The organism is Listeria farberi (genome assembly GCF_014229245.1).
GTDB classification, from domain to species: Bacteria; Bacillota; Bacilli; order Lactobacillales; family Listeriaceae; genus Listeria; species Listeria farberi.
In genome coordinates this window covers 77,935-100,009 of record NZ_JAARZJ010000004.1, presented here as the reverse complement: position 1 = coordinate 100,009, position 22,075 = coordinate 77,935, and the positions used below count along the sequence as shown (strand labels likewise).

At 36.0% G+C, this 22,075-nt stretch carries 23 protein-coding genes; 15 read left to right on the top strand and 8 right to left on the bottom strand.

Annotation, left to right across the window (positions count from 1 at the left end; translation table 11 throughout):
• Positions 1-3 precede the first annotated feature (3 nt).
• The 3 genes from HCB45_RS04845 to HCB45_RS04835 all read left to right on the top strand — a co-directional run bounded on the left by HCB45_RS04845 (position 4) and on the right by HCB45_RS04835 (position 3,018).
• A complete protein-coding gene (locus HCB45_RS04845; protein ID WP_185318408.1) occupies positions 4-771 on the top strand; it encodes a MeeY/MeeF family manganese export membrane protein in 768 nt (255 codons plus the stop codon).
• A gap of 101 nt (positions 772-872) precedes the next feature.
• Positions 873-1,640, top strand: a complete 768-nt coding sequence (locus tag HCB45_RS04840; RefSeq protein ID WP_185318409.1) for a MeeY/MeeF family manganese export membrane protein — start codon at positions 873-875, stop codon at positions 1,638-1,640.
• Between the two features lie 43 nt (positions 1,641-1,683).
• Positions 1,684-3,018, top strand: a complete 1,335-nt coding sequence (locus HCB45_RS04835) for a TrkH family potassium uptake protein (protein ID WP_185319005.1) — start codon at positions 1,684-1,686, stop codon at positions 3,016-3,018.
• An 83-nt stretch (positions 3,019-3,101) separates the two neighbouring features.
• Here HCB45_RS04835 and HCB45_RS04830 read toward each other — a convergent pair whose 3' ends face one another.
• Positions 3,102-3,470: a DUF4064 domain-containing protein gene (locus HCB45_RS04830; protein ID WP_185318410.1), complete on the bottom strand. Its 369-nt coding sequence runs from the start codon at positions 3,468-3,470 to the stop codon at positions 3,102-3,104.
• A 29-nt stretch (positions 3,471-3,499) separates the two neighbouring features.
• Positions 3,500-4,531, bottom strand: coding sequence for an acyltransferase family protein (locus HCB45_RS04825; RefSeq protein WP_185619062.1), 1,032 nt, complete (start codon positions 4,529-4,531; stop codon positions 3,500-3,502).
• Positions 4,532-4,716: 185 nt separating this feature from the next.
• On the opposite strand from HCB45_RS04825, the gene HCB45_RS04820 reads away from it, so the two are divergent.
• Positions 4,717-5,196, top strand: a complete 480-nt coding sequence (locus HCB45_RS04820; RefSeq protein ID WP_185619060.1) for a methylated-DNA--[protein]-cysteine S-methyltransferase — start codon at positions 4,717-4,719, stop codon at positions 5,194-5,196.
• 15 nt (positions 5,197-5,211) lie between these two features.
• Here HCB45_RS04820 and HCB45_RS04815 read toward each other — a convergent pair whose 3' ends face one another.
• Both HCB45_RS04815 and HCB45_RS04810 read right to left on the bottom strand, forming a co-directional pair.
• Positions 5,212-7,380: an ATP-dependent Clp protease ATP-binding subunit gene (locus tag HCB45_RS04815; RefSeq protein WP_185318413.1), complete on the bottom strand. Its 2,169-nt coding sequence runs from the start codon at positions 7,378-7,380 to the stop codon at positions 5,212-5,214.
• A 163-nt stretch (positions 7,381-7,543) separates the two neighbouring features.
• Positions 7,544-8,155 (bottom strand): CPBP family intramembrane glutamic endopeptidase, encoded by a 612-nt coding sequence (locus HCB45_RS04810; protein WP_003761525.1) that lies wholly within the window; start codon positions 8,153-8,155, stop codon positions 7,544-7,546.
• 144 nt (positions 8,156-8,299) lie between these two features.
• On the opposite strand from HCB45_RS04810, the gene HCB45_RS04805 reads away from it, so the two are divergent.
• Positions 8,300-9,091, top strand: a complete 792-nt coding sequence (locus tag HCB45_RS04805; RefSeq protein WP_185318414.1) for a carotenoid biosynthesis protein — start codon at positions 8,300-8,302, stop codon at positions 9,089-9,091.
• Positions 9,092-9,099: 8 nt separating this feature from the next.
• Here HCB45_RS04805 and HCB45_RS04800 read toward each other — a convergent pair whose 3' ends face one another.
• Both HCB45_RS04800 and HCB45_RS04795 read right to left on the bottom strand, forming a co-directional pair.
• On the bottom strand, positions 9,100-10,566 hold the full coding sequence (locus HCB45_RS04800; RefSeq protein ID WP_185318415.1) for a phytoene desaturase family protein: 1,467 nt from the start codon (positions 10,564-10,566) through the stop codon (positions 9,100-9,102).
• A 104-nt stretch (positions 10,567-10,670) separates the two neighbouring features.
• Positions 10,671-10,943 carry a YkvS family protein gene (locus HCB45_RS04795; RefSeq protein WP_185619058.1) on the bottom strand — a complete coding sequence of 91 codons (273 nt, stop codon included), beginning with the start codon at positions 10,941-10,943 and terminating at the stop codon, positions 10,671-10,673.
• 308 nt (positions 10,944-11,251) lie between these two features.
• On the opposite strand from HCB45_RS04795, the gene HCB45_RS04790 reads away from it, so the two are divergent.
• The 4 genes from HCB45_RS04790 to HCB45_RS04775 all read left to right on the top strand — a co-directional run bounded on the left by HCB45_RS04790 (position 11,252) and on the right by HCB45_RS04775 (position 15,252).
• The gene (locus tag HCB45_RS04790) at positions 11,252-11,518 is read left to right on the top strand and encodes a phosphocarrier protein HPr (protein ID WP_003719221.1); all 267 of its coding nucleotides are present in this window, start codon (positions 11,252-11,254) and stop codon (positions 11,516-11,518) included.
• On the top strand, positions 11,518-13,236 hold the full coding sequence (gene ptsP / locus HCB45_RS04785) for a phosphoenolpyruvate--protein phosphotransferase (protein WP_185619056.1): 1,719 nt from the start codon (positions 11,518-11,520) through the stop codon (positions 13,234-13,236). Before HCB45_RS04790 ends, ptsP begins: the two co-directional genes overlap by 1 nt.
• Positions 13,237-13,345: 109 nt before the next feature.
• The gene (locus HCB45_RS04780) at positions 13,346-14,380 is read left to right on the top strand and encodes a YdcF family protein (protein WP_185318417.1); all 1,035 of its coding nucleotides are present in this window, start codon (positions 13,346-13,348) and stop codon (positions 14,378-14,380) included.
• Between the two features lie 11 nt (positions 14,381-14,391).
• On the top strand, positions 14,392-15,252 hold the full coding sequence (locus HCB45_RS04775) for an NAD(P)-dependent oxidoreductase (RefSeq protein ID WP_185318418.1): 861 nt from the start codon (positions 14,392-14,394) through the stop codon (positions 15,250-15,252).
• A 39-nt stretch (positions 15,253-15,291) separates the two neighbouring features.
• Here HCB45_RS04775 and HCB45_RS04770 read toward each other — a convergent pair whose 3' ends face one another.
• Complete coding sequence (locus tag HCB45_RS04770; RefSeq protein WP_185619054.1) at positions 15,292-16,437, bottom strand: aminotransferase class I/II-fold pyridoxal phosphate-dependent enzyme; 1,146 nt, start codon at positions 16,435-16,437, stop codon at positions 15,292-15,294.
• A gap of 219 nt (positions 16,438-16,656) precedes the next feature.
• Between HCB45_RS04770 and HCB45_RS04765 the strand changes: the two genes are divergently transcribed.
• The 6 genes from HCB45_RS04765 (at position 16,657) to HCB45_RS04740 (ending at position 20,903) form a co-directional block, all read left to right on the top strand.
• A complete protein-coding gene (locus HCB45_RS04765) occupies positions 16,657-16,878 on the top strand; it encodes a hypothetical protein (protein WP_003726553.1) in 222 nt (73 codons plus the stop codon).
• Positions 16,879-17,190: 312 nt separating this feature from the next.
• The gene (locus HCB45_RS04760; RefSeq protein ID WP_003719227.1) at positions 17,191-17,424 is read left to right on the top strand and encodes a YkuJ family protein; all 234 of its coding nucleotides are present in this window, start codon (positions 17,191-17,193) and stop codon (positions 17,422-17,424) included.
• Between the two features lie 213 nt (positions 17,425-17,637).
• Positions 17,638-18,090, top strand: a complete 453-nt coding sequence (gene cbpB / locus HCB45_RS04755; protein WP_185318420.1) for a cyclic-di-AMP-binding protein CbpB — start codon at positions 17,638-17,640, stop codon at positions 18,088-18,090.
• On the top strand, positions 18,087-18,965 hold the full coding sequence (gene ccpC / locus HCB45_RS04750) for a transcriptional regulator CcpC (RefSeq protein WP_185619052.1): 879 nt from the start codon (positions 18,087-18,089) through the stop codon (positions 18,963-18,965). The genes cbpB and ccpC overlap by 4 nt, the downstream gene beginning before the upstream one ends.
• Before the next feature lie 47 nt (positions 18,966-19,012).
• Positions 19,013-19,723 (top strand): 2,3,4,5-tetrahydropyridine-2,6-dicarboxylate N-acetyltransferase, encoded by a 711-nt coding sequence (dapD, locus tag HCB45_RS04745; protein ID WP_185318422.1) that lies wholly within the window; start codon positions 19,013-19,015, stop codon positions 19,721-19,723.
• 64 nt (positions 19,724-19,787) lie between these two features.
• Positions 19,788-20,903 carry an N-acetyldiaminopimelate deacetylase gene (locus HCB45_RS04740; RefSeq protein WP_185619050.1) on the top strand — a complete coding sequence of 372 codons (1,116 nt, stop codon included), beginning with the start codon at positions 19,788-19,790 and terminating at the stop codon, positions 20,901-20,903.
• Positions 20,904-20,946: 43 nt separating this feature from the next.
• On the opposite strand, the gene HCB45_RS04735 is transcribed toward HCB45_RS04740, so the two are convergent.
• A complete protein-coding gene (locus HCB45_RS04735) occupies positions 20,947-21,792 on the bottom strand; it encodes a mechanosensitive ion channel family protein (protein ID WP_185619157.1) in 846 nt (281 codons plus the stop codon).
• Positions 21,793-22,075 lie beyond the last annotated feature (283 nt).

The following is a 22,075-nucleotide window of genomic DNA, read 5'->3' as shown; positions in this document are numbered from 1 at the left end:
TTAGTGGATACAGCAATGATTTTAGAATACGGATGGGTATTACTTGTCCTAATCGGTCTTGAGGGGATTTTAGCAGCGGATAATGCAGTAGTTATGGCTGTTATGGTAAAACATCTCCCAGATAAACAACAGAAAAAAGCATTATTTTATGGATTGATGGGTGCCTTTGTTTTCCGTTTTGGCGCATTATTCTTAATTTCCTTTTTGGCAAATGTTTGGCAAGTTCAAGCGCTTGGTGCCGCATATTTACTTTATATCGCTATTAGTCATATTTGGAAACATGCGAAAGGAAAAGACGGAGAAAAAGTGAAGAAGGAAAAAGCTGGCTCTGGTTTTTGGATGACAGTTCTGAAAGTAGAGATTGCTGATATTGCGTTTGCGATTGACTCTATGCTTGCTGCAGTTGCGCTTGCAATCACTCTTCCAAAAACAGGATGGGGACATATTGGTGGTATTGATACAGGGCAATTTGCGATTATGTTCTTAGGTGGACTTGTCGGCCTAATTATTATCCGTTTTGCAGCAACTCAATTTGTTAAATTACTAAAAAGTTATCCAAGTCTCGAAACAGCCGCATTTTTAATTGTTGGTTGGGTAGGAGTGAAGCTAGTTATTTATACATTAGCTCATCCTAGTCTTGGCGTAATTCCACATAGCTTCCCCGAGTCAACACTTTGGAAATTAATTTTCTGGGGTGTCATGATTCTGATTATTTTATGGGGATGGTTCGTTTCCTATCGTAGTAAGAAAAAAACAGAAACAAGTAAATAATTTTAACTGGCCAGAAGTGCGAATTTGTACTTCTGGTTTTACATACAACCAGATGCTGAAAACACAATTTTATGATAGAGTAGAAGGATGGTGAATGAGGAATGGATGTTTCTATTTGGGGAGAATACGCATTAGTTTTCCTTGTATTAGTAGTACTTGAAGGAATTCTTTCAGCAGATAATGCTGTAGTTATGGCAGTCATAGTAAAAGGGTTACCGCATGATAAACAACGAAAGGCCTTATTTTATGGATTAGTTGGTGCTTTTGTTTTCCGCTTTGTGGCATTATTTTTAATTTCATTTTTAGTAAAAATATGGGAAATACAGGCAATCGGCGCGGTTTATTTATTGTACTTAGCAATTAAGCACATGTGGCGCCTTAAAAAAGGTAAGCAAGAAGAAGTCAAAGAAACATCAGAAGCCAAAGCAACTTCATTCTGGGGTGTAGTAGCTCGTGTAGAATTGACAGATATTGCTTTTGCGCTTGATTCCATGTTAGCAGCAGCGGCACTAGTTGTTACGTTGCCGGATTTAGGGAATTTTGATATTGGTGGAATGAACGGTGGGCAATTCATCGTAATGTTCCTTGGTGGTATCGCAGGACTTGTCGTTATACGTTTTGCAGCCACACAAGTTGTTAAATTATTAGAGCGTTACCCTACACTTGAAACAGCAGCGTTTTTAATTGTCGGTTGGGTTGGTGTGAAAATGGCGGTTTTAACGCTAGCACATCCATCTGTAGCAATTATTCCAGAAGATTTTCCAGATTCAGCAGTTTGGAAGCTGACATTCTGGTCGGTTATGATAATAATAGGTTTGGGTGGTTATATCATTGCGAGAAAAAAAGAGAAGAAAACCAAAAGAGTTTGAATATGATCAGGAAGTAAAATTACGTAGAAGATTAAAACTGGTATTGGCACGTATGACACCAGTTCAAGTAATTATCGCGTATTATTTTATTGCGGTTACGATTTCTACGATTGTCTTGAGCTTACCGTTCACTTTACAAAAAGGGGTTAAGGTGTCATTTATTGACACGCTATTTACAGCAGCAAGTTCAGTTAGTGTTACCGGACTTGCGACAGTAGATGTTAGCCAGACGTATAGCACTGCCGGAATTTGGGTTTTAATGGCGATTTTCCAAATTGGTGGGTTAGGCGTTATGATGATCAGCACGTTCTTCTATTTGATTTTGAAAAGACGGATTGGGCTCAAACAGCGTCAACTTATTATGACAGATACGAATCAATTTACGATGAGTGGAATGGTTCGGATGTTGCGCGAAATTCTTGTCTTGATTTTTGGAATCGAATTAGTAGGGGCCTTAATTCTAGGGGTTTATTTCATTCCGCTTTATCCTAATATTGGGGAAGCGATGTTCCAAGGGTTATACAACTCAGTTTCGTTAGTTACCAATGCCGGAGTTGATATTACTGGCAAATCGTTAATACCATTTGCGAACGATTATTTTGTCCAATTTATTTCGATATTACTAATTATTGCTGGTGCAATTGGATTTCCGGTTTTACTGGAAACAAGAAGATTTTTATTTGAGAAAAATACACTTATACCGTTTCGATTTTCCTTATTTGTAAAGGTAACTACACTTACCTATTTTGTTCTTTTGATTGTCGGAGGTTTACTTATTTGGTTGTTTGAATACAATCATTTCTTTAGCGGTAAAAGTTGGGATTTTGGGTTCTTTAACTCAATGTTCTTATCGGCAACGTCTAGAAGTGCTGGGCTTCAGACAATGGATAGTGGGGCGCTTTCCGTTTCTACCCTTTTACTTGTGTCGTTCTTAATGTTTATAGGAGCTTCACCAAGTTCAGTTGGGGGCGGGATACGAACGACAACCTTTGCGATTACAATTTTATTTATTTATTCGGTTATACGTGGTCGTAAACATGTTTATATTTTTGGACGAGAATTGCATCAAGAAGATGTACGTAAATCGCTTGCAGTCACACTCGTTGCAGGATTTCTTTGTATTTCTGCGATAGTTATACTCATGCAGACAGAAACGGCCTCACTTATTTCAGTCATATTTGAAGTGTTCTCCGCGTTCGGAACATCAGGTTTGTCCGTTGGTTTGACGCAAGATTTATCAACCCCAGGTAAATTAATTATTATCATCTTGATGTTTATTGGGCGTGTTGGTATTATGTACTCAATGCTTAGCTTAAGAAATAAAAATCAACCTAAAAATGCAATTCGTCTACCAAAAGAAAAAATTATTACTGGTTAAAATAGAAATCCTTTCTGCAAGATGCGGAAAGGATTTTTTTGCATTAAAAATCCCCTAACCTATTTTGATTAGGGGATAATAAATTAATATTTTGATTTTGGAATCGGTCTTCTGAAAATTCCCATTAAACCAGTTAATGTAATTAAGATACCTGAAACAATCCAAGCTGTACCAATAACAAAGAATAAAATGATACCGATAACTACTAAGATTACGCCCCAGCCACGAGGAGCTGATTTGATAAGGAGAGAAGCAATTAATGCAACGATGGAGGCGATTAACGTAATCCACCCTAAGTTCGCTAACTCATTCCCTAATTCCCCTGGTAAATAAGTAAATGTCTGTATATAATCTGTGACTGAATCTCCATAATTAATAATCCAAAAACCAACTACAATCCCAATGATGGAGCCAATTAATCCGATAATAATTTCTGGCTTTCTTGAGCCCATAATAAAACCTCCTTTTTCTATCTATATGTTTAATAACTTTCCCGCTTTATTAATCGGCTAAACACGTTATACAGCATTGAGGCTCGAAGCTCAATCACTGGCTGAACAACTGTTTTTACCAATCGGCTGGATAATAACACCGTTAGTCCAAAAGTAATTCCAAATAATAGTAAAAACGTAGACGGGCTATATTGAAAGTCAGTTTGGCCCCCTTCACGAAAGAACTTAATAAAGAAGCCATGTAACAAATAAACATATAACGTATTTTTACCCCATTTAGTAAAAAATAACCTTTTTTGTGGGATAAAACTGAAAAAAGCAGCGATAGAGCAAAAACTAATCAAGTAGACGAGCGCGCGGATGAAAAGGCCAAGCGACTTCACTTCGACAAAGTTAGCATATGGTTTTGATCCTAAAAACCATTTATCGTTTAGATTCGGATGCATGGTAATAAAAATCAGTAATAATACAACGAAAATCCCCCCAATAATAGAAGCTATATGCGTTTTAAGAAAGTAAAAATGTTCCTTTTTTAAAAAATAGCCTACTAAGAAGAATGGGAAGAAGACAAGGGTTCTAGATAAACTTAAATAACCACCAATAATATCAAAGTATCCAGCAACCAGTCCTAGTAAAAGCGCAATACTCACAGACTTCCAAGGTTTGATTTTTGAAAAAATGAGCAACATTAAATTCCAGAAAAATAAGCTAAGTAAAAACCAAAGCGACCATTCTGGATCTAAAAATTTAATAGAAAGATTCTCCTTATTTAAAAGAAAGTAATAAAAGATACTGTAAATAAGTTGAAAAAAAACATATGGTAAAATTAATTTTTTCATTGTCTTTTTTAAATATCCAGGTTTCCCAAAACTTTTAGCAAAAAAACCAGAGATTAATATAAAGGCAGGCATATGAAAAGTATAAATATAAATGTAAAGGACACGAACTCCAGCATATTCTGCAATAAATGTTTGAAGAAAATGTCCAAATACCACTAAGAAAATTAGGATGAACTTAGCATTGTCAAAGTAACTTTCTCGTTTAATCCCGGTTTGTTCCATAAAAAACATTCCTTTCTATTCTAAGTTGGAAGTATCTTTTTTATTTTACCCCAGAATCTGTAACGAATATCCAACAGTTCGATAACAAAAAGTATCAAATATTAATGAGTGATGACATCCGTTTGCGCATTATTAAAAGAAGTGCTATCTTTATAGCATTATCATATGCGGAAGGAAGTATGGAAATGTTAAAACAAACAAGCTATTCACCGGTGGGTACATTGTTTATTATTATAGAGAATGCGCATATTACAAAGATTTCATACGATGAGCCGGTTAATTGGGAGATTTTAGCAGGAGAGGAGGGCGAGATAGAAATATATCAGCAGCTTCTAGAACAATTAGCGGGTTATTTTGTCGGGGAGCGGGAAGTATTTGATTTACCAATTTTCTTACAAGGGACTGCTTTCCAACAACGTGTCTGGCAAGCACTTAGTGAAATTCCATATGGGGTAGTTGTTAGTTATAAAGATATAGCAATAGCCGCTGGGAGTCCAAAAGCAGTGCAAGCGGTGGGACAAGCTAATCGTGCTAATCCTATTCCTCTACTTATTCCATGTCATAGGTGTGTAAAAAGTGATGGGACGCTCGGTGGGTACAACGGAGCGGACATCGATAAGAAACAATATTTACTTGCATTAGAAAAAGGCTTGCGTTTCAGTTAACGCAAGCCTTTTTTATTAAACTGTTACTTGTTCAGTTATAACAATATTTTTATCTTCATTTAGTGTGGCATTTAAGTTCTTCGCTTCTGGTTGATCGATTAAACTATCGGCAATCGCATCTTCTAAATGTTCTTGGATTGTGCGGCGAAGTGGTCTAGCACCAAATTTAGGGTCATATCCAAGCTCAATTAAATGTTCTTTGACTTCTTTAGATACTTCTATAGTTACACCTTCTTGTGCTAGCATTGCATTTAAATCAACGAGCATTAAGTCGATAATTTGTACTAAATCGTCTTTTTCGAGAGATTTAAATTCAATAACGCTATCTAAACGGTTTAAGAATTCTGGTTTAAAGTATGCACCTAGTTTTGCAAGAATATCTGAGCCTTTTTCAAGTTTATTATCAGTCGCTGTATTAAAGCCAACAGAAGCTTCTGTATCTGTCGTTCCAGCATTACTCGTCATGATAATCACTGTATCTTTAAAACTTACTGTACGTCCTTGTGAATCAGTTAGACGGCCATCTTCTAAAATTTGTAAAAACATATGCTGAACATCTGGATGTGCTTTTTCAATTTCGTCTAAAAGGATGATGCTATAAGGATTGCGACGAACTTTTTCCGTTAATTGCCCAGCTTCTTCGTGACCAACATATCCTGGAGGAGAACCGATTAATTTAGAGACGCTGTGTTTTTCCATGAATTCACTCATGTCTAAACGAATCATCGCTTCAGTAGTACCAAACAATTCACGAGCTAGCGTACGACCAAGTTCTGTTTTTCCGACACCAGTTGGTCCAACAAATAGGAAGGAACCAATTGGGCGATTTTTAGCTTTTAACCCAACACGGCTACGACGGATTGCTTTCGCTACTTTTTTCACGGCATCTTCTTGACCAATGACTTTTCCAGTTAAGTTACTTTCTAAGTTTTTCATTTTGGATTGTTCATCTTCTTGTAAACGTCCCACTGGAATACCTGTTTTTTCTTCAATAATTGCTTGAATATCTGATGCTTGGATAACTGGGCGTTCTGAGAAAGAATTGCTTGTTTTATTCTCTTCTAAACGAGTAATTTCGTCACGAACTTTGGCTGCTTTTTCGTAGTTTTCCATTTGAAGAGCTTGATTTTTTTCTTCTTCTAGACGAGCAACACGTTCACTAACGGTATTTTCATCCAGTTTTTCAATAGAAAGATTATATTTGGAACCTACTTCATCCATTAAATCAATTGCTTTATCTGGTAAATGACGGTCTTGAATGTAGCGGGAACTTAATTCAACTGCCGCTGCTAAAGATTCCGGAGAGTAGACAACTTCATGAAAATCCTCATATTTGGGTTTCAAGCCGTTTAAAATAGTAAGCGTTTCTTTTGTGGATGGTTCGTTTACTGTTACTGGTTGGAAACGACGTTCAAGAGCAGCATCTTTCTCAATTGTGCGATATTCTTTTAGTGTAGTTGCGCCAATCATTTGTAAGTCGCCTCGTGCTAGAGCTGGTTTTAATATGTTTCCTGCGTCCATCGAGCCCTCTGCGGAACCTGCGCCAACAATAGTATGCACTTCATCAATAAATAAAATCGTGTTTTTACGCTCTTGAAGTTCTTTAATTAGTTGTTTCATGCGTTCTTCAAATTGACCGCGGATACCTGTTCCAGAAACAAGGGAAGCGACATCGAGTAAGATAACTTCTTTGTTCATTAATTTGTTTGGGACTTCTTCTGCGACAATCGCATTTGCAAGTCCTTCTACTACGGCAGTTTTACCAACACCTGGTTCACCAATTAAGACTGGATTGTTTTTATTACGTCGGTTCAATATTTCAATGACACGTTTAATTTCTTTATCCCGGCCAATGACAGGGTCTAATTGATCATTTTTTGCCATATCTGTTAAGTTAGTTCCAAATTCATCAAGTAAACCATTACCGCCGCCAGCAGTTTGTGTCTGCACTTGTGCTTGGTTTCTTTGTTCGCGGTTTGCTTGATTTGCAGCACCACTTAGTTGACGGAAAATATCGTCGAACGGGGAACCACTTGCTCCGGAGAACTCATTCGCTCCAAAGTTTGCTTGGTTTCTAACTTCTGCATAACAAGAGGCACAAAGCGGCATTTCTACACGCTTGCCATTAATATTCATATATAATTGGATTGTTGCTGGATTTTGATTGCATTTTTCACAGTTCATAGTTAATTTCCTCCTTTTAAAAATGAGAAATGAAAGGTCTTGACTTTGACTATCTTTGACCTTACAAATATATTATATACTGACCTATTTTGACTTTCAAGTATTTTGCTTTAAATTTTTCATAAAAAAACATCCCTATAAAAAAAGGAATGTTTCTAAGTTTTTAATAAATTGGTAATGCTGCGAGTAGTAAAAAAGCAAAAGTTAAATGCGACAGATAAACCATGAGGAGACTTGGCCTGTAAGAGTACATTACATTCCATACAAGAGATGCGACAAAAATACCAATTATGGCTGCAAAATTACCACTAGGTAACATCATGACCATACAAAGTAAGGCTGCAAAAATATTAGAGAACCAATGATTAAAATAGTGGTTCAAACGTTTTAATACAAAGCCACGCCAGAAAATTTCTTCGCCTGGAATAATCGCAACAATTAAGAGCAACCATATTACTAAAGAATGGGTGGAATATTTATTAAATGCAGCTTCTACTGAATGTTCTAGACCGCCTGGCATAACTTTAATAATAAAGGCGCCTATGTAAAAAATAATATAAAGAACAATCCCAGAAAAAATTCCAGGTAAAATGCCTTTAACAAACGAAAATTCCTTTTTTAAATCATCATTAAATATCACAAAACTAAGTAAAAATAACATCCCAGCCCCATATAAATACCAAAAAACACGAGGGAACTGATATGTTAATATAACAAGTAGGGCACATAAAATAAGTCCCAGTACAAGTTTATAATCAATCTTGATGCTCTTCAAATACTTTACACCTCTTCTTAACAAATACTTCTCATACTACTTTAAAACAAATGAAATCGTTTGGCAACAATTAAACAAAAGTTAAGATAAAAGTTGTGCAATTTAATAAATCCTATATAATTAAAAAATAGGAGTGGTTCATAGATGTTAGAAAAAAACTACAAATTTTTACTTTGGGTATATATATTCTGGTTTTTAGGTAGTGTATTGCTAGTTTCTTTACACATTATCCCGCCGCGTTTAACAACCATTCAATCACTATTTTTAGTGTTTACTGGTATTTTTGCAGCAGTTTTCTTTATTATGCAATATGGCAAATGGCTGGGTTCTGCTATTACATTACTTATTTTTGTTGTTAGTACTTGTATTGAATGGATGCAACTAAGTTATACGGATGAATATATTGGCTCTACGCTCGGCGGGAGTTTGTACGGGATTCCCATTACTATGGGATTTATTTGGGTCGGAATGATTGCTGGAACCCATATTATTGCTCGCGAAATCACACTTAAAATCAATATTGATTGGATTCGCGGTGGAATTTATTCTTTTATTGCAGCTACGATGGTGATGATTTTTGAAGTCTTAATTGAACCAATCACGATGCAATCTAAACAATTGTATATTACTCAAAATGGTTTTACAATATTGCAGCTATCTGATTTTATAAATTGGTGGCTTTTAGGTTTAATTTTACATTTAATGATTTATTTTATTTTAAGTTTAACGGATAGTTGGGAACGACTTAAATATCCAGATTTAAAATCAGAAATTGTTATTGTTTATTGGATTATTATCGCTTTCTTTGTCTTTTTGTCGTTTTATCTTGATTTATGGACATCGATTGCTATTATTATTATTTCGAATATCATTTTTACAGCTTGTTATTTCTTTAGCCTGGAAAAAGAAACGCAACCTAAAAAGAAATCCAAGTAACTAATTAGTTACTTGGATTTCTTTTCTTTTTGTAAAAACTTTCTGGTAGCTATTTGGGCATTTTCAATAATGAAAGGAAGAGAACTACTAGCCATAGCTCCGGCTCCGATTACAAACAAGTTCTTAAACTTAGGCGCCTTTTTTGTCGGGTGTAAGAAACCTTGTTGATTCCATAAATGTTGTAAACCGAATATTGCCCCGTATTTTACATGATACTTTTCTTCCCAATCAGTGGGAGTAATAATATATTCTTCTTCAATATAATTCTCTAAATCAGGAACCTCTAACCGCTCTTTCACTGTATCTAGAATTAATTGACGAAAATCAGGGGTTTGTTCTTTCCAATCAATATTACTTGTATTGTTAGGAACTGAAACCATAATCCGTATACTTGAATGATTAATGGGTGCCATTGTGTTATCTGTTGCTGAAGGGTTAGTTATATGAATAGCTAAGTCTTTAGAAAGGTTTTTTTTATGGATGGTATTGTTAGCAAATTCACGGTAATTATCAGGAAAAATAATGGATTGATGTGAAAAAGGTAGAACTGTTTTCAGTCCAAGATACAGCATAAAAGCAGAAGCAGAATATTCCTTTTCTTTCTCTTTTACTGTCGTTTTATTGGTTAACGAATACATAAAATCTAAATTAGTAAAGTAATAATCAGCTTTAATTGATTGGCCACTAGCGAGCATTGCCCCTGTAATTTCATTTCCATTCGTTTCAAAGGAAGTTACTTCAGAATTAAAGTAGAATTTCCCTTTATTTTCCATAACCACTTGTTGCATTGCTTCAACAATTTTATTTTGACCACCGATTGGATGAAAAGTACCAAAATAATATTCAGAGAAAGGGATAATGCTATAAGCTGCTGGGATATCCCATGGAGACATGCCTAAATAACGCATTTGTAAGGAAAAAGCGATACGAAGATATTTACTATTAAAATATCTGGCTAAATCATCCATTAAAGAACGTCCGAGAGATAAGCTTGGAAGTGCGCGTATGGTAGTTGGACGGAAGAAATCAAATAATGAACTGTAATTAAATTGATTAAGTGGCGAAATATAGAGCATTTTTTTCGTATTTTCTTTCATAAAACGATCAAAACCATCTTCTTCGCCAGGAAAGTAGGTTTTAATAACCGTTTTCGTCGCAGAGTAATCGCTATAAAGTGGAAAAGTAATATCTTTAAAATAAAGCGTGTGTATTGGGTTGATTGGTAAAAGGGCAACATAATCCAAAATATTACGGTTACAATCCATAAAAAGAGAAGTCAAAACATGCGTCATGGTTAATGCAGAAGGGCCGACATCAAATGAATATTTACCCATTTTATGAAGAGCAGTTCTACCGCCAATACGGTCATTTTTTTCGTAAATATTTACTTGATAACCAAGTTGGCTTAAAAGCATACCAGCAGCTAAACCGCCTGGACCAGCTCCAATAATGGCAATTTTCTTTTTATTTTCCACATTAAAACGCTCCTTTTCCCGTTTTCAAACATATAAAAAACGCAAAAACATAAAGCATTATCCAAAAGAAAATGCTTTATTTTTGCGCAAGTAGAAATACATTTTTATTCTTCTGTTTCTTCTTCGTCGTCTTCTTCCACAGAATGGATAATTTGATAATTTTTGTGATTTACCACTGTTTTTTCTTCAATTCCTAAATCTTTAAAATTTTCCATATAAGTTAAGTCGACAATAACAGAATTTTCGTTGAGTTTTTCAACAATTCCTGTTAAGCCATCCTTAAATTCAATAATGTCTCCAACATGTGCCTTTGCCATTGTTATCACTCCTTCGATTTTCGGTGTTGCCTCTATCTTGATGAAAAAGAATGTATGCATTTTTGAACCTTCCTTAAATTTTGCACTAAAAACCTATTAAAATCAACTATAAGCCTTCCAAAAGTGTATTTTAAATTAAAAATAAAACAAATTAGTGACAAATTTTTTGAAAAGCGCTCTCTTTATTATAAATAAAAAGATGGAAACAAGGTGCTCTTCAAAAAAACATTCTAAAAAATTTTTAATCAAATAGTTGTAACAATAGGTAAAACATGGTACTCTTTTTAATTGAGGGATAGTCTTTTTTGCTGAAAATTTTTCGGCTTAAAAGGTTACAACAAATTTCTTTACAAAGGAGAATGTAAATTATGGAACAAGCAAGTTTTGTAGTAATCGATGAAACAGGAATTCACGCACGCCCAGCAACTCTATTGGTGCAGGCTGCAAGTAAATACAGCTCTGATGTTCAAATTGAATACACTGGCAAAAAAGTAAACCTTAAATCAATCATGGGTGTTATGTCCCTTGGTATTGGTAAAGGCGCTGACATCACTATCTATACTGAAGGTAGCGACGAAAAAGAAGCAATTGAAGGACTAACTGAAGTTCTTAAGAAAGAAGGATTGGCTGAATAATGGCTAAAGAGTTGAAAGGTATCGCAGCATCTGATGGGATTGCCATTGCGAAAGCTTATCTGCTCGTTGAACCTGATCTTTCCTATGAAAAAACAGAAGTTACGGATGTTGAAAGTGAAGTAAAACGTTTTGAAAGCGCGTTAGAAGTTTCTAGAACAGAACTTTCAACGATTCGTGAAAAAGCAGCTAAAGACTTAGGCGAAGATAAGGCTCAAATTTTTGATGCACATCTTCTAGTTTTAAATGATCCTGAACTAACAGGACCAATTGAAGAAAGCATCAAAAATGCAAAAACGAATGCAGAAACAGCTTTACAAGAAACGACAGATATGTTTATTGGTATGTTTGAATCGATGGACAACGAATATATGCGTGAACGTGCAGCGGATATTAAAGATGTACGTAAACGTGTTCTTTCTCACTTACTAGGAGTGACAATTCCTAATCCAGCTTTAATTGATGAGGAAGTAGTAGTTGTTGCAGCTGATTTAACACCTTCTGATACCGCACAACTTAACCGTAATTTTGTTAAAGGTTTTGTGACGGATATTGGTGGTCGTACTTCACATTCTGCTATTATGGCACGTTCTCTTGAAATTCCAGCAGTAGTTGGGACGAAAGAAGTTACTGCTAGCGTAGCAAAAAACGATATTGTTATTATTGATGGTTTGGAAGGTAATGTTATCATCCATCCAACAGAAGAACAAATCGCTCACTATGAAAAAATTAAATCTGATTTTGCTTTACAACAAGCAGAATGGGAAAAACTTAAAAATGAAAAAACCGTTTCTAAAGATGGTGTTCACGTGGAGCTTGCAGCAAACATCGGAACTCCGAATGATTTAGAAGGTGTTATTTCTAACGGCGGGGAAGCAGTGGGACTTTATCGTACAGAATTCTTGTACATGGGTCGAGACAATTTCCCAACTGAAGAAGAGCAATTTGAAGCGTATAAAGCAGTAGTTTCTGGTATGGATGGAAAATCTGTGGTAGTTCGTACATTAGATATTGGTGGCGATAAAACGTTACCATACCTAGAACTTCCAGAAGAAATGAACCCATTCCTAGGATTCCGTGCTATTCGTCTTTGTTTTGCGAATGAAGAATTATTCCGTACACAACTTCGCGCATTACTTCGCGCAAGTGTATATGGTAACTTAAAAATTATGTTCCCGATGATTGCAACAGTAAATGAATTCCGCCAAGCGCGTGATATTTTACTAGATGAAAAAGCGAAACTAAAAGCTGCTGGGACTGAAGTTTCTGATTCCATCGAACTTGGAATCATGATTGAAATTCCTGCTGCTGCAGTTCTAGCTGATCAATTTGCTAAAGAAGTTGATTTCTTCTCAATCGGAACAAATGACTTAATTCAGTATACGATGGCTGCTGACCGTATGAACGAACGTGTTTCTTACCTATATCAACCATACAATCCATCTATTTTACGTTTAGTAAAAATGGTGATTGATGCTTCCCATAAAGAAGGCAAATGGACTGGTATGTGCGGGGAAATGGCTGGAGATCAAACGGCTGTACCACTTCTTTTAGGCTTAGGTTTAGATGAATTTTCAATGAGTGCTTCAAGCATTCTTAAATCTCGTTCGTTAATTAAACGTTTAGATCAATCTGAAATGGTTAAATTAGCGGAAGAAGCTTTAAATAAATCTACAGCTGAAGAAGTTGTAGATTTAGTTGAGAAATATACTGCAGAGTAAACTCTGATGAAAACCTAGACAAATTTCTTTGTCTAGGTTTTTTTGTGTTGTGAAAAAGATGGAGCACAAGTATAATTAATAGACAGTTAGTTAAAAGGGGGCAACATGAGTGGTTATCTATTTACTAGCAGGTTTTTTTCTGCTACTTTTTATTATTTTGTCAATTATAGATAGACGACGAATTAGCAATGGAATAGTCTTGACAATGGCATTATTTTTTTCTGTGCTCTCAGTAGTTTACGTAACCTTTTCAAAAGGCAATGAACTTCTTGTTTCAATTATGGGGACAGTGTTACTTTTATTACTATTACTCATTCCATTCTTTATAGTGGGAATTGCAACAATGCTTATCGTTAATGGGCGATTGATGCTAAAACGGGAAGGCCGCAAATTAGCTAATATGCTCCCATTAATTATTGGTTTCGGTATATTAGCACTAATTATTACTTGGTTTGGAAGTATCTTAAAAACAGGAAGTCCTATTTTAGGAGTTATGGTGGTATTTTTCATGGCTTTAGTAGGGTACTTTTCTTTCTTGTTCTTAGCTTTTCTTTTGTCAACATTTCTTTATCAGTTTAATTTCCCAAGGTATAACCAGGACTTTTTAATTGTATTAGGAAGTGGGCTAATAAATGGTGATAGAGTTCCACCATTACTTGCTAGCAGATTAGACCGGGCTATCAAGTTCTATAAGAAGCAGTATACAAAAAATGGGAAGCGAGCTACTTTTATTGTTTCGGGCGGACAGGGAGCAAATGAAACTGTTTCTGAAGCAGAAGCAATGTGTGATTATTTAATTAGTCAAGGAATAAACAAAAATTTTATTATTTTGGAAGATGAATCCGTTAATACGCTACAAAACATGAAATTTTCCAAAAAGAAGATGGAAGAAATTATGCCAACATATAATAGTTTGTTTGCAACGAATAATTTTCATTTATTTCGAGCAGGACTATATGCGAGACAAGCTGGACTAAAAAGCCAAGGTATTGGTGCAAAAACAGCTTTATATTATATGCCTAATGCACTAATTAGAGAATTTATTGCAATTACGGTAATGTATAAAAAAGTACATATGATTTTACTTGGATTGCTTGTTTTATTCTTTGTGTTTTTAGCAATTATTGGTATTACTTTTAGATAGGAGGGCTTTATATGAGTAAAATTGGATTTGTAGGTACTGGTGTAATGGGTGCAAGTATGGCTTGTCATTTAATTGATGCTGGTTATGAAGTTTCTGTTTATACACGTACAAAAGCGAAGGCAGAGGTTTTACTAAAAAAAGGAGCATTATGGGAAGAAACGCCAGCTGAACTTGCGAGTAAAGTGGATGTGCTAATTTCCATGGTTGGTTACCCAAAAGATGTGGAAGAGCTATATTTAGGTGAAAATGGTTTTTTAGAAAACTTGGCATTTGGAACAGTAGCAATTGATATGACAACTTCTTCTCCAGCTTTAGCTAAAAAGATTGCTGAAAATGGCCGTGAAAAAGGAATAGGTATATTGGACGCTCCTGTTTCAGGTGGAGATATAGGCGCAAAAAATGGGACGCTTGCAATTATGATTGGTGGTGCAGAAGATATATTTATAAAAGTGAAACCAATTCTTGAAATTCTTGGAAGTAGTGTAATATTACAAGGGGATGCGGGTGCTGGTCAACATACAAAAATGGTGAACCAAATTGCGATTGCTTCTAATATGATTGGCGTGACTGAAGCAATTATTTACGCAGAGGCAGCTGGACTTAATCCAACACGTGTTTTAGATTCAATTTCGGGTGGAGCAGCTGGCAGTTGGTCGCTTACAAATTTGATTCCACGTGTACTCAAGGATGATTTTTCCCCAGGATTCTTCATTAAACATTTTATCAAAGATATGGGTATTGCTATTTCGGAAGCAAAGCAAATGGGACTAGAACTTCCAGGGCTATCATTAGCTGAAAAAATGTACCAAACGCTAGCAGAACAAGGTTTGAGTGAGGAAGGCACACAAGCACTCATTAAATATTATCGCTAAACGAAGAAATACCCTCTAACCAAAGTTAGGGGGTATTTTTTATTTTGCTATAAATAGAGCCATTCGATCTAGAGCTTTAACTAAATTATTAAAGGAAGTAGCATAAGAAAGACGGAAGTAACGATCGCCTTTTTCTGAAAAAGCACTTCCAGGAACGACTGCTACCTTGGCTTCTTCCGCAAGTTTTACGGCCCAATCGAAAGAGTTTTCGGTGATTTCATCAGGAAGTTTGACGAAGAAATAAAATGCACCATCTGGCGGAATAACAGTAAAGCCCATTTTTTCTAGGCGCTCTTGGGTGAAACTAGCGCGTGTTTTGTATTCAGTCCGCATTTGAAAAGCATCATCTTTACCGTTTGTAATGGCTTCTAGTGCTGCTTTTTGGGAAATCGAACTTGCACAGGTAACGGAATACTGATGAATTTTTAGCATTTCTTGTGTCAAAATTTCTGGGGCAAGTAAAAAACCAATTCTCCAACCAATCATCGCGTGAGACTTAGATAAACCATTGATAACTATTGTTTGATCTCTTAACATAGGAGCAATGCTCACATGCTCTTCGTGATAAGTTAATTCACTGTAAATCTCATCTGCTATGACAAAAATACCTGTTTCTTTTAACACTTCTGCTAAAGAAGTGAGTTCTTTTTTAGAAAGTGTGACTCCGGTTGGATTAGAAGGATAGGGAATGATAAGTGCTTTTGTTTTGGGTGTGATATGTGCTTTTAATTGTTCAGGTGTTAATTTGAAATTAGTCCCAGTTGTATCTACTTTAACAGGATGGGCTTTATTTAACGAGATTAAAGGCTCGTAACCAGGATAAATTGGGTCAGGTAAGATAACTTCATCCCCAGGCTCCAAAATCGTTTGTAACGCAACAGAAATCGCTTCTGTAGCCCCTACGGTAACGATGATTTCTTTGTTAGTATAGGACAGATCATATTTTTCTTGAAAATAAGTAGAAGCTGCTTCGAGTAGTTCAGGCATACCCGCGTTCGGTGTATAATTGGTGAAATTTTCTTGTATGGCTGAAATGGCAGCTTGTTTTACATGGTCAGGAGTCGGGAAGTCAGGTTCACCAAGTGTTAAGCGGATCATGTCTGGAATGCCGGTAACTCGTGTATTAAAAGTTCTGATACCACTTACTTGAATATCGTGTAATTCTGGTCGAATAGATTTTGTCATTTTCGTCACCTTTCTTTATAAGAAAATCCCGTGAAAATAAGATGGGAGTAAGCTTCGTAATTTCATTCCATTATAGCTTAAAAAGAAAGAAAAGCAAAATATCTGAAAATATTACTAAAAAGCCTTGCACTTTTATTGGGAATGCTATAAGATAGTTTTAATAATGATAATCATTTTCAGTTAGAAATGATTGGTTGAATGTGGAAGGGGCCACCGGATATGACTAAACCAGGTAAATACGAAGCTCTCTTTTTTCCAACGAAAGATGGCTTGTTAAAAATACATGCATATGGCTTCAATCCTTGTGGTTCATGGGGCGAAGTATTTGCTACGATTGGCGACCAAACGATTTGTGTTAAAGGATTTAATCGCCATAAAACAATTGTTCGAGCAACAAAAATGATTATAAGTGCTACGGCAAATCGAAAAAATGAATTTTAATTATCAAAGACTGTAAAAAAGGTAAATACTTTTTTATAGTCTTTTTTTGAGATAAAATAAGTGCGAAAACAGAACAAATCGTGTCATTCTAGTTAATTTAAAATAATTTCTTTTTCTGAATATTTCCAGAACCCTTGCGTTATACGTGCGGTTTGCGATAAAATTTGGTAGTATAGTGAAAGAAATAAGATATGGCGAAAAAACCAGATATGAGGAAATATGTAAAAAAGCATTGCCACGCGCGTATTATAATTACTGCAAGCTAGCAAATTTTTTGCACGTCAGATGGTGGATTTGAGAGGAGAGTATAAGATGTCTCAGTTACTGGGAATTATTCAACGTTTACATGCAATGCAAGAAGATGAGTCTGCTGAAACACAAGCACGACGTTTTGAAAAAAATGGTACGCCTGTGTGCGAAGTGAAGTTTTTCCAAGCTTCTAATTCATTTGAAGTAGAAATCTATGGCGACAATAGTAAATATCAATTTGATGATATTGATATGACTGCTATCGAAATTTTTGAAACGTTACAAGAAAACGAATAACAAGCTAAAAATTGGCTAATCCGGTTATTTACTTGAAGCTGTGAATATTTATTCACAGCTTTTTTTATATAAAAATATCATTTTCAAGCACTAAATGTAAGAAATCAGACTAAATAGTATGGTAGAATAGGAGATGGAAAAGTTTCGTTTTATTTTTTTAAGTTGAAAGAAACTTCGTAGAACTTAAAAATACAAGGAAGAGGAAGATTCTAAATGATCTCTAATAGATTTGGACAATTTATTGACAATGAGCTAGCTGATTCAATGATTTCCGCTGAAAAGGTGGCACACGTGCAACTTGGTAATAATCTCGAACATGCGCTACTTGTATTAACGAAATGCGGTTATTCCGTTATTCCAGTACTAGACTTTGAATTTAAACTCCATGGATTAATTAGCGCTGCAATGATTACGGATGCAATACTTGGCCTTGAACGTATTGAATTTGAAAGACTAGAAGATTTAAAAGTAGAAGATGTTATGCAAACGGATTTTCCGGTGATTAAAGATTTTAATAATAACGAGCGAATTGTACGCTTACTTGTAGATCATCCTTTTGTTTGTGTTGTAGATGAAGACCACCATTTTGAAGGAATTGTGACAAGGCGCGTTATTTTAAAACAAGTCAATCGATATATTCATTTACAGGTGGAGGAAAATAGATGATTGTAACGGAATATGAACTTCTTGTTTGTTTGGCAGAAGAACTAAATATGCGTAAAAGTGCAGAGAAATTATTTTTAAGTCAGCCTGCGTTGTCTCAGCGATTGCAAACGATTGAAAGTAGATGGAATACAAAAATATTTATTCGAACGCAAAAAGGCTTACTTCTAACACCTGAAGGAGAAGCCATTGTCCGTCATGCATCAAGTGTGATTGAGCGAGAACATACCATTCAAGAAAAACTAGAAGCAATGGAAGGCGTCGTTCGCGGGACACTACGCATTGCTTGCGCGAGCGTTGTTGCTCAAATGTGGTTGCCACGGGTATTAAAGACATTTGCAAGTGCTTACCCTAACGTCCAGATTTCCCTCGTTACTGGCTGGAGCAGTGAAGTAACCCAGCAATTAGCCGCTGGAAATGTCCATATAGGTATTGTACGCGGAAACTCGACATGGAAAAGTGTTCAAAAGCCCTTATTTGATGATAAACTCGTTTTAGTTGATACAGAAATCACTAAAATTGAAGAAGTTTTTCATACGAATCGTCCATTTATCCAATTCCGTAGTGATTCGAATTATTATCAAGTGATTCAAGATTACTGGCAAAGAAATTTCGGGAAGATGCCGCGCCAAGCTATGTTGATGGATCAAATGGAAACCTCTAGACAAATGGCTTTAAACGGTATTGGTTTTGCGATTTTGCCAGAAGTGACGATGCTCGGCTATACGGACAAAATCAACAAAATACCTCTAAGAGAAAAAGATGGCTCGATTTTAAGCCGAGAAACCAACTTATTAACCTATGAACAGTCACTTGGTCTACCACAAGTGAAGGCGTTTTTAGAAATAACAGATAAATTCCTTGAACAAGTGAAATAGCTATGGCAAAATAGAAAGCAGAACATATCGGAAGGAGACAAAAATTCATGGAACAAATGGATGCGCACCAAATTATTTCTTTTATTCAAAATAGCAAGAAAGCAACACCAGTAAAGGTTTACCTAAAAGGGGACCTAGAAAAAATTAATTTTCCTAGTGATGTAAAAACATTTATCACTGGAAATGCGGGAACTATTTTTGGAGAATGGGCTGTTGTTGAGCCACTATTAGAAGCAAATAAAGCGAATATTGAAGATTACGTTATCGAAAATGATCGTCGTAATTCTGCTATTCCTTTGTTAGATATGAAAAATATTAACGCTCGTATTGAGCCTGGCGCAGTTATTCGCGACCAAGTTACAATTGGCGATAATGCTGTAATTATGATGGGAGCAAGCATTAATATCGGTTCTGTAATCGGTGATGGTACTATGATTGATATGAATGTTGTTCTTGGAGGCCGCGCAACAGTTGGTAAAAACTGCCACATTGGTGCTGGTTCCGTCCTTGCAGGCGTTGTAGAACCACCATCCGCTCAACCAGTTATTGTGGAAGACAATGTTGTAGTGGGCGCAAATGTTGTTGTTTTAGAAGGCGTACGTATTGGAGAAGGCGCAGTTGTAGCAGCGGGCGCGATTGTTACTAAAGACGTAGCTCCTGGAACAGTTGTGGCTGGAATTCCTGCACGTGAACTTAAAAAATTGGATGCAAAAACAGCTTCTAAAACAGAAATCATGCAAGAACTTCGTCAACTTTAAAAAATCAATGGGAACTGTTTCGTCTTTTGGCGAAGCAGTCCTTTTTTAGAAGGAGAGAATCGCCATGTTAAATGAATTTATTGCCATTCGACGTGATTTACATCAAATTCCTGAAACAGGTTATAAAGAGCTAAAAACACAAGCCTATTTACTCGATTATATTAGCAAATTACCGAACGAACATTTAGAAGTGAAAAAATGGCGTACAGGGATTTTAGTATTAGTGAAAGGAACTAAGCCTGAAAAAACGATTGGTTATCGTACCGATATTGATGCACTACCGATTACAGAAGAAACGGGTCTTCCTTTTGAATCAAAACATGCTGGTAATATGCATGCTTGTGGTCACGATATACACATGAGTATTGCGCTTGGAGTATTGACACATTTCGCGAGTAAACCACTCAAAGATAACTTGCTCTTCGTGTTCCAACCTGCTGAAGAAGGTCCTGGGGGGGCAAAACCTATCATGGAAAGCGCTGAATTTACCGAGTGGCGACCAGATAGTATTTACGGACTTCATATCGCGCCAGAATATAAAGTTGGAGAAATTGCGGTTAAGCCTGGTTTACTATTTGCCAATACCTCAGAACTCTTTATCTCCTTTAAGGGAAAAGGTGGGCACGCGGCATATCCGCATTTGGCGAATGATATGGTAGTTGCAGCAAGCGCGTTTGTTGGGCAAATGCAAACAATTATAAGCCGGAATATTGATCCAATGGATAGCGCGGTTATAACAATCGGACGCATTCACGGCGGAGAAATCCAAAATGTTATTGCAGAAACTGCTTATTTAGATGGAACCATTCGGACGCTCTCCCCGGAAACAATGGGAATCGTTTGGACTCGTTTGAAACAACTGGCAAAAGGGTGGGAAGAAGCCTACCAATGCGAAGTTGAATTTCTTCCTGGTTCGGATTATTACCAAGTAGACAATGATCCAGCTGAAACGGAAGAATTTATTCACTTTTTGGAAGAACATTATCCTGAAAGCTATGTGCCAGCCCGCTCAGCGATGACGGGGGAAGATTTTGGTTACTTTTTATCTGAAATTAAAGGATTTATGTTTTGGTTGGGAGTAGATTCAGAATACAGTTTGCATCATGCGAAACTAAATCCAAAAGAAGAAGCGATCCCTTTTGCAATTGATGTATTAATCCAATTTTTGGAAAGTAAATAAAAAGACGTAAATTCACTCATTGAAGTAGTGAATTTACGTCTTTTTAATTATTATTCGGTCCAAATGTGCTGACAAAATTAAGTGGCAATTCGATTTCATTTTCTGCAAGTGCTTCACGAATATCTTTTAGTAAGTCACGTTGAACAGAATACTGCTCACCGTTCACTGCTTTACCTACTACACGAATAATCATGTTTGTTGCATCAATGTTTTGTACGCCTAATACAACAGGAGGCTCTACAATATTTTTGTTTTCTTTCGCAGCAACGTCACAAACTTCACCAATAATTTTGATTGCTTTTTCTGGATCTTCATGTGGACTAATTTGAATGTCCACCATCACTCGCATATTACCGCGTGAATGATTACTAACAATCATAATCTGTCTGTTAGGAATGAAGTGAAGCGTGCCATCAAAATCACGTACCTGTGTTGTTCTAAGTCCAAGTGCTTCAACCGTTCCATTGACTAGTCCAATAGTAATCGTATCACCAACATCCAGTTGTCGTTCAAGTAAAATAAAGAATCCAGTTACAACATCACTAACAAGTCCTTGTGCGCCAAATGCAATTGCTAAACTCGCCACCCCAGCACTTGCAATAATCGCTGTAACATCCATAAAGTTCTGTAATAATAAAATCGCAAAAGTGAAGAATAAAACATAGCCGTAAAAATTAGAAATTAAGCTTTCTAATGTATCCGCGCGCCCAACAGAAACTGCTTGTTGTTGCCGATATTTGCGGAAGAAACTACGGATAATTTTATTACCAACCACGCGGAAAATAAAATAAAGAGCAATTAAAATGGCAATTTTTATTCCAACTGAAATAATATGATTCCAAAATTGGTCCCAGTCAATAGAACTGAACCACTTTTTGAGTAAATTCATCTTCTGGTCCACATCCTTTGAAAGTTCTCCATCCATTTCATCTCCCCCTTCCTAATGAAATGTCCTTTTCTATTCTAACAAAAATTTCACAAAAATGCTGTTATAAGAAATAAATTTTCACTGAAAAAGATTCGTTTTTAGCAAAAAAAGTTAATTTTATTAAAAAAATTTAAAAAAACCGCTAGCCATTCTTGTAGTAAGATGGAGGCGCTTTCTCAAATGTGCAAAATAGCGCAAATCAAACTGTATGATGTGAAACTAATGTGAAACTTGTGTACAATGA

Bases quoted from the DNA above. Each gene is read 5' to 3' on its own strand.
- HCB45_RS04840 (WP_185318409.1), top strand. From the start codon at position 873: ATGGATGTTTCTATTTGGGGAGAATACGCATTAGTTTTCCTTGTATTA.
- HCB45_RS04830 (WP_185318410.1), bottom strand. From the start codon at position 3,470: ATGGGCTCAAGAAAGCCAGAAATTATTATCGGATTAATTGGCTCCATC.
- HCB45_RS04825 (WP_185619062.1), bottom strand. From the start codon at position 4,531: ATGGAACAAACCGGGATTAAACGAGAAAGTTACTTTGACAATGCTAAG.
- HCB45_RS04820 (WP_185619060.1), top strand. From the start codon at position 4,717: ATGTTAAAACAAACAAGCTATTCACCGGTGGGTACATTGTTTATTATT.
- HCB45_RS04815 (WP_185318413.1), bottom strand. From the start codon at position 7,380: ATGAACTGTGAAAAATGCAATCAAAATCCAGCAACAATCCAATTATAT.
- HCB45_RS04805 (WP_185318414.1), top strand. From the start codon at position 8,300: ATGTTAGAAAAAAACTACAAATTTTTACTTTGGGTATATATATTCTGG.
- HCB45_RS04795 (WP_185619058.1), bottom strand. From the start codon at position 10,943: ATGCATACATTCTTTTTCATCAAGATAGAGGCAACACCGAAAATCGAA.
- HCB45_RS04790 (WP_003719221.1), top strand. From the start codon at position 11,252: ATGGAACAAGCAAGTTTTGTAGTAATCGATGAAACAGGAATTCACGCA.
- ptsP (WP_185619056.1), top strand. From the start codon at position 11,518: ATGGCTAAAGAGTTGAAAGGTATCGCAGCATCTGATGGGATTGCCATT.
- HCB45_RS04775 (WP_185318418.1), top strand. From the start codon at position 14,392: ATGAGTAAAATTGGATTTGTAGGTACTGGTGTAATGGGTGCAAGTATG.
- HCB45_RS04770 (WP_185619054.1), bottom strand. From the start codon at position 16,437: ATGACAAAATCTATTCGACCAGAATTACACGATATTCAAGTAAGTGGT.
- HCB45_RS04765 (WP_003726553.1), top strand. From the start codon at position 16,657: ATGACTAAACCAGGTAAATACGAAGCTCTCTTTTTTCCAACGAAAGAT.
- HCB45_RS04760 (WP_003719227.1), top strand. From the start codon at position 17,191: ATGTCTCAGTTACTGGGAATTATTCAACGTTTACATGCAATGCAAGAA.
- cbpB (WP_185318420.1), top strand. From the start codon at position 17,638: ATGATCTCTAATAGATTTGGACAATTTATTGACAATGAGCTAGCTGAT.
- ccpC (WP_185619052.1), top strand. From the start codon at position 18,087: ATGATTGTAACGGAATATGAACTTCTTGTTTGTTTGGCAGAAGAACTA.
- dapD (WP_185318422.1), top strand. From the start codon at position 19,013: ATGGAACAAATGGATGCGCACCAAATTATTTCTTTTATTCAAAATAGC.
- HCB45_RS04740 (WP_185619050.1), top strand. From the start codon at position 19,788: ATGTTAAATGAATTTATTGCCATTCGACGTGATTTACATCAAATTCCT.
- HCB45_RS04735 (WP_185619157.1), bottom strand. From the start codon at position 21,792: ATGAATTTACTCAAAAAGTGGTTCAGTTCTATTGACTGGGACCAATTT.